The organism is Tenacibaculum sp. E3R01 (genome assembly GCF_003318185.1).
In the GTDB taxonomy this organism is placed as follows: Bacteria; Bacteroidota; Bacteroidia; order Flavobacteriales; family Flavobacteriaceae; genus Polaribacter; species Polaribacter halocynthiae.
In genome coordinates this window covers 357,716-371,074 of the sequence record NZ_QOCC01000025.1, presented here as the reverse complement: position 1 = coordinate 371,074, position 13,359 = coordinate 357,716, and the positions used below count along the sequence as shown (strand labels likewise).

Sequence of the window (13,359 nt, the reverse complement as noted above, 5' to 3'; positions counted from 1 at the left end):
TATGAAAACTAGTACGTATTTACATTTTAACGGTAATTGTGAAGAGGCAATGAAGTATTATGCAGATGTTTTAGGTGGTGAAATAACAATGCTAATGCAATTTAAAGAAGCACCTGAAGAAATATGCAATATGATTCCTGACTTTGCAAAAGAACTTATTATGCACTGTACTTTGGAGGTTGGAAATATGGCTATTTTAGCTTCTGACTTCTTAAATGAAAAGGAGGATTTTAAAGCTGGAAATAATTTTGCAATTAGTTTAAATGCAGAAGATGAAAATGAAGCGTTAACTGTTTTTAATGGATTAGCTGAAGAAGGTACTATTTTAATGCCTTTTGCGGAAGCTTTTTGGGGAGGTAAATTTGGAATGCTAAAAGATAAATATGGTGTTAGTTGGATGATGTCCTTAGGTGATAACTCTATTTAAAAAAATGAATTTAAAAGTAACAGAATATATACTAGACAAAAATAAATGGACGCAAGAGTTAAAACTCTTGCGTTCTGCTTTACAAGAATTACCATTAGAGGAAGATATAAAATGGGGAATTCCAGCTTATTTATATAAAGGGAAAAACATAATAGGGATGTCGGCTTTTAAAAATTATTGTGGTTTATGGTTTCATCAAGGAATATTTTTGAAAGATGAAAACAAATTACTTATAAACGCACAAGAGGGAAAAACAAAAGCAATGAGACAGTGGAGATTTAATTCATTAAAAGATATTGATGTTGAACTAGTAAAAAGTTATGCTCTAGAAGCTATTGATAATGCTGAAAAAGGAAAAGCAATAAAACCACAAAAAAATAAAACACCTATTATAATTCCTCAACAATTACAAAATGAATTGGATAGTAATTCATTACTTCTAGAAAAATTTGATTCTTTCAGTTTAAGTAAACAACGAGAATATGTAAATTATTTAATAGAAGCTAAACGTGAAACTACAAAACAAAAGCGTTTAGAAAAAATAATACCTATGATATTAAAAGGTATAGGTTTACATGATAAATATCGAAAGTAACTAAAAAAATAGAATTAAGTTTTCCATATTGATATTATAAAAATATATTAATTTTGTAAGATTATTTATAAAAATTAAAAATAGCTATGATTAAACAAATAATAATAATTGTTTGCGCCTTGACTTTTGTGAAAACATCATTGTTTTCTCAAGAAAAACTACTAAGAACCGACTATGAATCTGTTTTGAAAGAGGCCATAGAATTCTCTGATAAACAAGATTATAAAAAAGCAGCTGAAGTATTAAGTAAAATTAATCCAAATGACTCAATATTTAATTCTGTTTTAATTTCTAAAACATATTATTTACTTCAAATGAAAAAATATGATGAAGTAATAAACATATGTGATGAATATTTTGATAAAATAGATATAGCTAATAAATTATCTTTATATATAAATAAAGGCGTTGCTTTCGAGTCTAAAAAAGAATACAATAAATCAATAGAAGTCTATGATAAAGCTTTAAAAGAATACCCCAAATATTATATGTTATGGTATAACAAAGCAACAGTGTTAAAGGCTCAAAATAAATATTTAGAAGCTATAGAAGCTTTTAAAAAAGCGATTTCCTATAACCCATTTTATGCAGATGCACATATACAACTTGGAGACATTTTTTATAAAAATAAAATGTTAACTCAAGCATTAATGTGTTATAATATATATATGCTCTTAAAGCCAGATGCTTCAAACTCTGCAAGCCTTTTGAAAACGTTAAATTATCTTGTTTCTCAAGATAATAAAAGTGAATCCTTTGTAACCTTTGATGAAGAAGGTTATAATGAAAAGTATGAAGAATTAGATCTTATTTTAAGTAGTAGAATGGCTTTAAGTAATGATTATAAAACGAATAATAAATTTGAATTTTCATTAGTAAAACAAAATCATGCCTTGTTAAATAAACTTGATGAAATTGATGAGAGTGAAGATTTTTTTGATAATAAATACTTAAATCTATTTAAGTGGATTGTGAATGAAAAACAATTTGATAATTTTATTTACACCATGTTTTATTCTATAGAAGATAAAAAATATCAAAAAATAATTAAGAAAAAGGAAGATGAAATTTCTACTTTTTATAGTGAATTTAATGCTAAGTGGTTAGAATTAAATTCGCTTAATAAAAGTGATTTACCTGGAGATAATGAAATAAATAAATTTGTTTATAACGATGAAAATCAATTAGATGCAATAGGTAAAGTAAAAGAAGGGAAAAAAATAGGTAAATGGAAAGTTTATTCAACTAGCGGTAAATTAAATTTGCACGCAAATTTTAATGAAGAAGGAAACAGGGAAGGTAAATGGACTTGGTATTATCCTAATGGAAAATTGAAAGAAGAAAGCTTTTTTAATAATAATAAATTAGAAGGAAAAACAATTTCATATCACGAAAATGGAATAAAGAGCGTTGAAACGTTTTATAGTGATGATAAAATTAATGGTAATTATAAATATTACAATGACAAAGGTTCATTAATAGTAGATAAAAATTATACAAAAGGTAAGTTAGATGGGCCGTATAAATCATATTTTCCTGTTGGTAAAGAGTTATTAGAGTATGATTTAACATATAAAAATGGTGAAATAGATGGAAAATATGTAGAATATTATGCTAATGGGGATGTTTTTCATGAAGTAACTTATAAGAACGGAAAAAAAATAGGTACTGAAAAAAGATATTATTATAATAATGTTGTGAGAAATGAAATTGAATATGTAGATGGAAAAATCAATGGAGTTTATAGAAGTTATCATCCGAATAAAAAAATAAGTGAGGAAGGAAGTACACTTAATGATTTGTATCACGGTAAATGGAAATTGTTTTATAAAGATGGTACTTTAGAAAGAGAGTTAGAGTATGATGAAGGTAACTTGGTTGGAGTGTCAAAGTTTTATGACAATGATGGTAAGCTTTATTATGAGTTTGAATACAGAAAAAATAAAATCATAGCCTATAAATATTTCAAAAAGAACGGTGAAGTTTTAAAGCAAGGTAGAAAGAAAAAAGGTAAATTTTATTATGAGGGGTATTCAGCTGAAGGAAATTTAACTCTAAAAGGTAATTATAATATTTCAGGAGGGAATGATGGTGAATGGACTTACTATACAGATAATGGAGTATTAAAAACAAAGAGTTTTTACCTTAAAAATAAGTTAGAAGGAAAATATGAAGAATATTATAACAATGGTAAAGAAAAGCTAATTTCTAATTATAAAAATGATAAAGCAGATGATTATTATGTAGGTTTTTATAATACTGGACAAATGAAACATCAAGGTTTTTATAAAAATGGAGTTATACATGGTGAATGGAGGTATTATTATCCTGATGGCACTATAGAGTCAATTAATTTTTATCATAAAGATAATTACCATGGTGTTCAAAAATATTATAGTGTTAGTGGTAAATTATTTAAAACTGAAAATTATAAATATGGAATTTTAAAAAGTGAAGAAACTTATGATATTAATGGGAATATTTTAAATAAAATTGATTTTGGTTCTAAAACTGGAGTATATACAATAAAGTCTACTCATTTTAATGGTAAAACTAATTATGAAATAGACTACCTCAATGGTAAAAAGCATGGAAGTTATTCAGCGTATGATTTTTATGGAAATAAAATTATTTCGGGAAGTTACCTAAATGGCGATCAAAGTGGTGAATGGAAATGGTTTTATAAAAATGGAGAAATTGAAAGTATTAGAAATTTTATAGATGGTAAATTATATGGAGAGTCTATAGATTATTATGAAAATAAACAAGTAAAACGTCAAAGTGTATATTATAATGATAAAACTGTGGGGAACTATACTTACTTTTATGATAATGGGGAAATTAGTAGAAAAGGTTTTTATTCAGATGGGAAATTACATAAGAAAAGGTTTTTTTATGCTAAGTCGGGAGAGCTTCAATTAATACGTTTTTATAATCACGGTAGATTAATAGGTTATTCTTATTTAGATACTTCAGGAAAAGAATTACCGATGATACCATTAAAAAATGAAACTGGTAAAATTAAATCGTATTATAAAAATGGTAAAATATCAAGAGAATTAGAGTTTTTAAACGGTGATTTAATAAATGTATATAATGCATATTATCCTAATGGGAATATAAGAAAAGAGACGTACTTTAAAAATGGTGATTATTCTGGTGTAGAGAAAGAATATTATAATAATGGAGTGCTAAAAATTGAAAGACCATATAGTTTTGATAAGTTACATGGAGTTTTTAAAGAGTATTATGAAAATGGTGATATTAAGTATGAGAAAAATTATAAACACGATGTTTTAAGTGGTAGTTCAAAAGAATATGACGTAAATGGGAAATTGTTAAAAGAAGAAAAATATTTTAATGGTAAATTATATGAAGTTTCAAAAAAATAAAATAATATTAATTTTATTAGTTTTATTAATTAATCAATATTCTTTTTCACAGTTCTCAGCTGATTATAAAAAATATAAAGAAATATATCCAAAGGAAAGCTCAGTAATTTTAAATAAAGAAGTGGTATTAATAGTTGACGTTAAAAAAAGTAATTTAGTAATAAAACAAAAAGTTTTAGAAGAAAGATTATTTCTTAATGAGTCAGCAAAATACAATTCAAAAGAAAGTTTAAAATATTCTCATTTTTACGGGTTAGAAGATATTGAAGCTTCTTCGTTTCTATTTAATAAAAAAAAAAATAAATATAAAGAAATAAAAGTTAAAGACTTTAAAGAAAAAGATGAACTCACGGATGTTTTTTATGATGACACGAAATCAATTAACTTTATCTACTCAAATTTATTAAAAGGAGGTAAATCAAAATTGTCTTATACTAAGACAATAAAGAATCCTAGATTTCTGTTACCTTTTTATTTTGGAGATTCTGACCCTATTATAAATAATAAAATTACGGTTATAGTTAATAAAGATATAGATATAGATTTTGTAAAAAATAATTTTTTAAGTGAAAAATTAAATTATTCAAAAAGTGAGAAAAGAAATAAAATAATTCATAAATGGGAACTTCTAAATAGTAAAGGATATGAATATGAACAAAAATCACCTAGCTTTAGAAAAATAATACCGCATATAATACCAATAATAAAATCATTTAATCACAAGGGAGAAAAAAAATCGATTTTGAATAATGTAAATGATTTATATAGTTGGTATTATTCAATGATAGAAAACACTAATAAAATTAAACCAAATAAAGAATTAGAAAACTTAGTATTTGAAATAACTAAAAATAAAAAAACAGAATTAGAAAAAGTAAAAGCTATTTATTATTGGGTTCAACAAAATATAAAATATGTAGCTTTTGAATATGCTTTAGGTGGTTTTATACCAAGAGAAGCTAATGATGTATTCAATAAAAAATTTGGAGATTGTAAAGATAATTCTAGTATTTTACAAGTAATGCTTCAAATAATAGGCGTAAAAGGTTATATAACTTGGATTGGAACTAATGAAATACCGTATACTTACAAAAAAGTTCCATCTCCTTTGGCTGATAACCATATGATTTTAACATATGAATTTAATGAAAATACATATTTTTTAGATGCTACAGGAAGATATAATGATCTTAGTTTACCAACTTCATTTATTCAAGGAAAAGAAGCTTTAATAAGTAAAGGAAAAAATGAGTTTGTAATAAAAAAAGTTCCAATAATAAGTTCTAAAACTAATGCTATTATTGATACAACCCATATAAATATAAACGGCAATGTGATTAATGGAACTTCTAAGTTTTTATTAAAAGGGTATTATAAAACGAACTATTTTAACTATTTAGAAAGAAAAAAAAATAATGAAGAAGTTACTAGTTTCTATAATAGACAATTACAAAAAGGGAATAATAGTTTTCTAATCTCTAATTTAAAAGAAGAAAATAAATTTACATATGATAAAAATTTTAAATTAAGTTTTGATTTCAAGGTTAAAGATTATGTTAAAAATTTTGAAAATGAAATTTATGTAAATTTAAATTTAAATAAAGATTTACTTTTTTATAAATTAGAAGATGATAGAAAAAATGCTGTTGAATATGAATTTAAGCCATTACTTTCTTACCAAACATTTTTAAAAATACCCCACGGTTATAAAATAGATTATCTTCCTGAAAATATAGAAGTAAAAAATAGTTTTTTTAAATTTTCTATAAATTATCAAAAAGAAAAAGATCAAATAAATTATACTCAAGAGTTAGAAGTTTTTTTTATAAACCTAAGCTTAAAAGAACAAAAAGAATTGAATAAAAAAATTGAAGAAATTGAAAAACATTATAAAGAATTTATAATATTAAAAAAAGCATAAGAAAATGAAAAATATTTTATTAATCACATTATTTTTAGTATCACTTACTATAAAATCTCAAGAACTGTTTATTAAAGCATACGATTGGGAAAAAGAACCAAACCATAATGTTCAAGATAAAACTAAAGACTTAATAGTTTATAAAAATAAAACGATAAGTGAATTTGCTTTTGAAGGAAACATGTTTACTGAGTACTTTTTAATACACAAAATTTATTGGTTAAATTCAGATAAACAAATTGAAAATTTTAATAAAATGTACCTTCCTGTTTTTAATGGAGCAGAAGTTATAGAAAATAAAGCAAGAGTTATAACCCCTGAAGGAAAAATAATTAACTTAAGTAAATCTAAAATAAATAAAGCAATAAATCAGGAAACAGGAAAAGACCTTTTGTACTACGCTTTTGAAGGAATTACAAAAGGAAGTTTTATAGAATCATATTATCTTGTGAAAAAATATCCTACTTATAAAGGAAAGAGAATATTTTTTCAGAGTGAAAGCTATAGTAAAAATATTGAATTTGATTTATACGCACCTAAAAATTTAATTTTTGAATTTAAAAGTTTTAATAATGCACCTAAAGTTTTAAAAGACACAGTATTGCAAACTAAAGAGCATTGGTATGTAAAGTCAAACAAAATAGAACCTTTAGTTAAAGAGAATAAAGCACCATATCATGCTTCAAGATCTTTTATAATTTATAAAGCTGATAGAAATTTAAATAATAATGTTACAGGTATTTCTTCATATAGTAAAGTTGCTAAAAATATTTATAAGTACTATTATAAAGAGTATTCAAAAAAAGAAAATAAATTATTAAACAAATTACTATATTCTATTGTAGATAAAGATTTAAATGATAAAGAAATAACAATAAAAAAAATAGATAATTATATAAAAACTAAAATATTTTCTCCTAAAGTATATGATAAAAAGTATCAGGATTTAGAAAATATAATTACTGGGAATATAGCTAATACAACTGGGGTAGTTAAGCTTTATATAGCCTTATTGAGAGTAGCTAAAGTAAAACATGAAATAGTATTGACTAGTGAAAGAGATATAATAAAGTTTGATAAATTTTTTGAAGCAGATAATTTTACAACAGACTTTTTAATTTATTTTCCTAAAACTAAAAAGTATACTTCTATGGAGGACCAAGCTTCAAGATATGGATTTCCTCCTACAAATTTGACTGATAATTATGGGTTATTTATTAAAGAAGTTAAGATAGGAGATTTTAAATCAGCCATAGGAAAAGTTAAATATATAAAATCTGTAAAAACAAATCAAAATATCGATAAAATGAATATTGATATTTCTTTTAATGAAAAAGATTTAACATCAAATCAAGTAAAAATAAAAAGATCTTTGACGGGATACAATGCTTTGCCTATTCAATCATTTATGCATTTAATAAAAAATAAAGATGAGTTAATTGAAAGTTTTGCTAAACAACTAGATAAGAAAGCTAAAATATCGCTGAAAGAGATGAACAATTCTGACATAAAAACGTTTGGAGTTAAACCTTTAGTTTTTAAAATTAACTTTTTATCTGAATCTTTTACTGACAAAGCAGGTAAAAATTATTTATTTAAAATAGGTAAATTAATAGGGCAACAAATTGAAATGTATCAAGACAGAAAAAGAATGCTACCTTATGAAGATGGTTTTAACAGAAGTTATTATAGAACGATAAATGTTAAAATACCTGACGGGTTTATTATTTCTAATTTAAATGACTTAAACATAAATAATTCATATCTAGATAAAAACGGAAAAGAATTATTCGTATTTAAATCATATTATGAATTAAAAGGTAATAATTTAAAAATTACAGCAAATGAGCATTATAATAAACATTTAATACCTGTTGATTTATTTGAAAAATATAGAAAAGTAATTAATAGTGCAGCTGATTTTAATAAAATTACACTTTTACTAAAACCCAAAAAATAAAGACTATTTTAAAATAATCTTATTAATAGTTGAAGTAGAATCACAACGTGTTACGTATAAACTCATGTTTTTTAAACTGTCTTTACCAGTAATATAATATTCAGCACAAGGTTTTTGTCTTGCTTTACTTTTGCCAAAATCAACATCTCCATTTTTTAAAATTTGAGAAATATATGAAGTATCAATTTTTTTTGTAGCTAGTATTTGTTTAACATCGTTAGAAAATAGACGTTTTTTAATTCTTATAGATTTTAAAGTTCTTGCATCCATACCATAATCAAAAGAGACATTTTTGTTTTTCCAAAAAAACAATACAGCAACTGAGCCTAATGCTAATCCTATAAGGTAATATCCAAAACGTTTTAATAACTGCATAATTAAATTTTTTCTGAATGCAAAAGTAGAGATAATTAAGGTTAGAGTTATAAAATAATATTAGATTCTTGTGATTTTTATTAAAAAGAAAACCAAAGAGATTATTCTCTTTGGTTTTTCAAGTTATAAATCAGTAAAAGTTAATTTTATATAGGTATAAAAGCTTGTATTTTATAAAATTCTTTTGAGTTTACACGATCACCAGAAATATTTGGTCCAGCTGCGAATCTAAACCAAACACCATTATTAAGAGTAGTTTTAATATAAGCACCTAAGTATTGGTATAAGGTAATTGTATTTCCACTATCTGCTCTTGTTTGACCTAGATGTTCATAAAACCCTCCAATAGATAAACTCTTATTAATTTTAAACCCTGGTATAACCCAATTAAGCATTAAGTCTTGTGAGTTACCTTCACCTCTTAAACTTTTATAATAAGCGGTATATGCTTCAAATTCAAATCTACCAGAATTATAAATCATAAACAAACTAGGTATTATACTTTCAGCAATTTTAGTTTCAGCAGCACCTGATAGTAATTTTCCATGACCAAAACCTAAGCTAGGGTTTAAATAAAGCTTATTATTAGCTAAAGAGTAGCCTAAACCAATACCAGTTTCTAAAAATAAATCTTTACCTTGATTACCAAAAGATGGATTTACCCAAAAAACACTATAAAAAGTTAAATTTGTTTTTGGTTTTATTTGATGTGATCCTAAGAAAACATTATTAAATCCTGCGCCACTATTATGTATAGGCATAATTGCAAAACTTGTTTTATTTTCTTTTTCTTCTTGACTGTAAATGTTAAGTACAGATATAGTAAGTACTACAAATGATATTATTAAATTTTTCATGGTAAAGTTATTTTTTAATTGGTTGATAAATTGAGTTAAAATTTGCTATTCGCTTTTCTAAAAAAGCATCCATTCCTTCTTTTTGATCTTGAGTATTGAATAGAGAATGAAATACTCTTCGTTCAAATACAATTCCATCTTTTAAACTGCATTCTAATGATTGATTAATAGCTTCTTTCGAAGCTATTAATGCAGTTTTAGAATAATTAGCAATGTTTTGGGCGTATTTTATGACCTTGTTTAAGAAGTTGTTTTGTGAAATAATTTTGGAAGCTAATCCAATGTTCTCTGCTTCTTTAGCTTCAATATTTCTTCCTGAAAGGATAATGTCCATAGCTTTAGATTTACCTACCAAGGAAGTAAGCCTTTGAGTACCACCAATACCAGGTATAACTCCTAATTTTATTTCTGGTTGACCAAATACTGCATTTTCTGAAGCAAGAATTGTATCACACATCATTGCTAATTCGCAGCCTCCACCAAGAGCGTAGCCTGAAACAGCAGCTATTATAGGGGTTTTTATTTTTGAAAATACTTCCCAATATCCAAAATAATCTTCTTCAAACATTTGAGAAAAATTTTTAGATGCCATTTCTTTAATGTCTGCACCAGCACAAAAAATATTTTCGCTTCCAGTGATAATTATACAGCCAACTGAAGGTGATTTGTCAAATTTTTCTAGCTTAGAAATTAGCTCATACATGGTTTCAGTATTTAACGCATTTAATGCGCTAGGTCGATTTAGCTTGGCAACAACAACCCTTCCTATTTGTTCAAATAGTACGTTCATTTTTATTATGTTTATATTAATTTTTAAGAATCCCAAATAGCTCCATAAGCAGGAATTCCTCTAGATTCCATATTATGAACAACTTTTTGAGTAAGTTTTTGGTTAGATATGCATATTACAGCTTCAGCTTTAAAGTCACTATAAGCTTTATAAGCAAGCTTAACTAGATCGGGTTTTCCATTAGCATCTGTATCCCATATAATAGCATTAGGTTGAACTGCTTTAATTTCATTTACTAATTTTTCACCATATGTTTTTTCTGGATTTCTTGTAGCCCAAATAAGAACGGATGGAGTTTCATTTAATAGTAAATGTGGAATACAAGGACCTATTCCACTTCCTGTAGCAACCCAAATAATTTTTTTAAATAGTTTATCTACGTTACCAACTCCAGCAGTTGGTATACCTTTAACCCAAATTTTTTCAGGTTTATCAGAAATGAAGTTACCAGTCCAATCTCCAGCTCTAGATATGGTTAATCTAAATCCATCTTTATCAGGAGCAGGAACATTAGCAAAAGAATGCCATTCTAATAAAGGTTTTTTACTTAAAGCAGTAGATGAACCTGCAAAAGGAGTAACCCCATAGTTAAAAGATGTAAGCGCTACATGGTTAGAAGGTTTCACTATTTCGATATCTACTTTTTTAAGTCGTAACCAAGGTAAAATAACGCTTATTGTTAGAGTGATTAATATCCAGAAATCAGAACTGTAAAAAAGTGTATTGTGAGTATTTTGAATATTAATAAACAAAAACATTTGTACCCAAAATAAAATCAGCACTGTCCATCCACCTAATCTATGAGTTAATTCAAATTGATTATGGTATTTTGCTCTAATTTGAGGTAAAGCCATAAGAATGATTACAATTAATAGAGCCAAGATTATAGTGGTTATGATGATAATTTCAATATTAACACCTGGCAAATAATTTAAATAATGGTAGTATAGTGAACCTACAAAAATTAAATACCAAAGAGTTCCCATTGATGTAGAAGAACTATGTATGCCACCAAAGTGGTATACTTTAGCACAAATTCTCCTTATAAATAAAGGCCAATTTTTAGGTGGACTAGTTGCGATCTTAAATAATAAATTAATAACATATTGTTGTCTAATTAAAATTCCTAAGGCAAAATTGAATAAAATTATCTGGGCTATTTTATCAATTTCAATTCCTTCTGCTTTAAACCAATTCCAAGTGGTATATGCCTTTATAAAAATACCAATATTTATTAATGAAATAAGTATAAATAAACGATGATATGGTATTAACCAAGGATGTTTTCCTAATCTATATAGAAAACTTTTTTTTGGAGGTAATATGATATTTTCCATGATTTATTTATTTAAAGATTTTTTTAACTCCCTTTTATCAATTTTCCCTCTAGAAGTTTTAGGAAGTTCATTTAAAAAGATAAATTCATTGGGTACATAGTAATATGGTAGTTCTTTCTCTATTGCTTTTTTTATAAGCTCAGTAAGATTAGTTTTAGTTTTTGCTTGTAATCCAATAAATGAAACTAGAAAGTTTTGATGTTTTAATGTTACTGCTCTTTTAACTTCTTTAAAACCTTCAATTATTTTTGAAATAGCATCTAGTTCGACTCTAAAGCCTTTAATCTTTACTTGATCATCAACTCTTCCATAATGAATTAATTCTCCAGCCTCATTCCATTTTCCTAAATCACCAGTATTAAACATTTTACTTTTTTTGGACAAAAAAGGGTCATCTAAATATTTTTTAGCATTTAAAATATCGTTATTTAAATAGCCTTTTGTAACGCAATCTCCACCAGCCCACATAATACCAACCTCACCAATTTTTGTTGGTTTCATATCTTCATTTAAAATATAAACAGTGTTATTAGGAGTTGGTTTACCAATTGATAATTCACTTGTTCCTGGAATACATTTTTTCATTGTATTCACAATAGTAGTTTCTGTTGGGCCACAAGAGTTGTAAAAATTACAAATTCTTGACCAAGTGTTTGCAAGTATAACTGGACAAGGTTCTCCAGCAACAGCCACAGTTTCTATATTTTTACATTTTTTATAGTTAATTGTAGTTAAAACAGTTGGTGTAGCGATAATTACATTAGCTTTTTGAGCTGTTTCGTTAATATCTTTATCTCTTATTAATAAAGTGCCTCCATTACCTAGGCAGCCTAAAACTTCCCAAGCAGCCATATCAAAGGAAATATTTAGTAATTGTGCTACTTTTGTACCTGGTTTTATTCCTAAGTTTCCAGGAGAGTTAAAAAGAATATTACATAAGTTTTTATGAGTTACTTGAACTCCATTAGGTAGCCCTGTTGTACCAGATGTAAATAAAATGAAGCAAATTTTATTAATATTATTATTCTTATAATTAATAAGTTTTATGTTGCCATATAAATTTCTGTAAATCTTCTTTTTTAATTCTTTATCAATTAGAATAGTTTGTTTAGTAGAAAAAAAAGGTACACTTTCTTTGTAATTTGAAAAGGTTAGTATCATTTTTTGATTACTTAATTCACTAATGTTTTTCAACATTTTTGGTGGTACAATCCGTGGGTCTTGAGGCACATATATTGCCCCTAATTTAAGTGCGGCAACAATACCAATTAGAAAATGAATAGACCGATGTGTGTACAGACCAATAGTGTCTCCAGATTTAATTCCTTTTTGTTTTAAAATAAGAGCTAAAATGGTAGCTTCATTATCTAATTCTTTATAGGTTATTGTATCATTTAAAAATGAAGCAGCTACATTATTAGGAGTTTTTCCTAACCAATATTCAAAAGCATTGAGAACGCTTTTAAATGTAGATGTTGTTTTTTTTGCAATACCATATTCTATAAATAGGTTTTGATTTTCAGGGGACAAATTACTAATAGCATTAAAGTTAAACTCTCTATTTATTTGGTTTACCTCTTTGCTTTGTTTATATAATTCTAAAGAATTAGAACTATGTGATAAAGCTGATTTTTTCATAAAATAGTTTTTAAGTTAGTATTTATGATGTATAAAAAAGCTGCAGCTAATTTTAATGAGGTAAAGA

10 protein-coding genes are annotated in these 13,359 nt (G+C 25.8%); 5 read left to right on the top strand and 5 right to left on the bottom strand.

What is annotated here, in order from left to right:
* Window position 1: 1 nt before the first annotated feature.
* From DS884_RS14290 to DS884_RS14270, 5 genes are all read left to right on the top strand, one after another.
* Entirely contained in the window at window positions 2-427 is a 426-nt protein-coding gene (locus DS884_RS14290) for a VOC family protein (RefSeq protein WP_113787220.1), read from the top strand.
* A 4-nt stretch (window positions 428-431) separates the two neighbouring features.
* Window positions 432-1,022 (top strand): YdeI/OmpD-associated family protein, encoded by a 591-nt coding sequence (locus DS884_RS14285; RefSeq protein WP_113787219.1) that lies wholly within the window; start codon window positions 432-434, stop codon window positions 1,020-1,022.
* A gap of 86 nt (window positions 1,023-1,108) precedes the next feature.
* A complete protein-coding gene (locus DS884_RS14280; protein ID WP_113787218.1) occupies window positions 1,109-4,414 on the top strand; it encodes a toxin-antitoxin system YwqK family antitoxin in 3,306 nt (1,101 codons plus the stop codon).
* A complete protein-coding gene (locus DS884_RS14275; protein ID WP_233487162.1) occupies window positions 4,395-6,335 on the top strand; it encodes a transglutaminase-like domain-containing protein in 1,941 nt (646 codons plus the stop codon). Before DS884_RS14280 ends, DS884_RS14275 begins: the two co-directional genes overlap by 20 nt.
* A gap of 4 nt (window positions 6,336-6,339) precedes the next feature.
* Window positions 6,340-8,295 (top strand): DUF3857 domain-containing protein, encoded by a 1,956-nt coding sequence (locus tag DS884_RS14270; RefSeq protein ID WP_113787216.1) that lies wholly within the window; start codon window positions 6,340-6,342, stop codon window positions 8,293-8,295.
* Window positions 8,296-8,298: 3 nt separating this feature from the next.
* Here the strand turns inward: DS884_RS14270 and DS884_RS14265 are convergent, their stop codons facing one another.
* The 5 genes from DS884_RS14265 to DS884_RS14245 form a co-directional block, all read right to left on the bottom strand.
* Entirely contained in the window at window positions 8,299-8,670 is a 372-nt protein-coding gene (locus DS884_RS14265; protein ID WP_113787215.1) for a DUF4258 domain-containing protein, read from the bottom strand.
* Window positions 8,671-8,816: 146 nt separating this feature from the next.
* Window positions 8,817-9,527 (bottom strand): DUF6733 family protein, encoded by a 711-nt coding sequence (locus DS884_RS14260; protein ID WP_093871286.1) that lies wholly within the window; start codon window positions 9,525-9,527, stop codon window positions 8,817-8,819.
* 7 nt (window positions 9,528-9,534) lie between these two features.
* The gene (locus DS884_RS14255) at window positions 9,535-10,317 is read right to left on the bottom strand and encodes an enoyl-CoA hydratase-related protein (RefSeq protein ID WP_093871285.1); all 783 of its coding nucleotides are present in this window, start codon (window positions 10,315-10,317) and stop codon (window positions 9,535-9,537) included.
* A gap of 23 nt (window positions 10,318-10,340) precedes the next feature.
* A complete protein-coding gene (locus tag DS884_RS14250) occupies window positions 10,341-11,654 on the bottom strand; it encodes a hypothetical protein (RefSeq protein WP_113787214.1) in 1,314 nt (437 codons plus the stop codon).
* Between the two features lie 3 nt (window positions 11,655-11,657).
* Window positions 11,658-13,292: an AMP-binding protein gene (locus tag DS884_RS14245; RefSeq protein ID WP_113787213.1), complete on the bottom strand. Its 1,635-nt coding sequence runs from the start codon at window positions 13,290-13,292 to the stop codon at window positions 11,658-11,660.
* Window positions 13,293-13,359 lie beyond the last annotated feature (67 nt).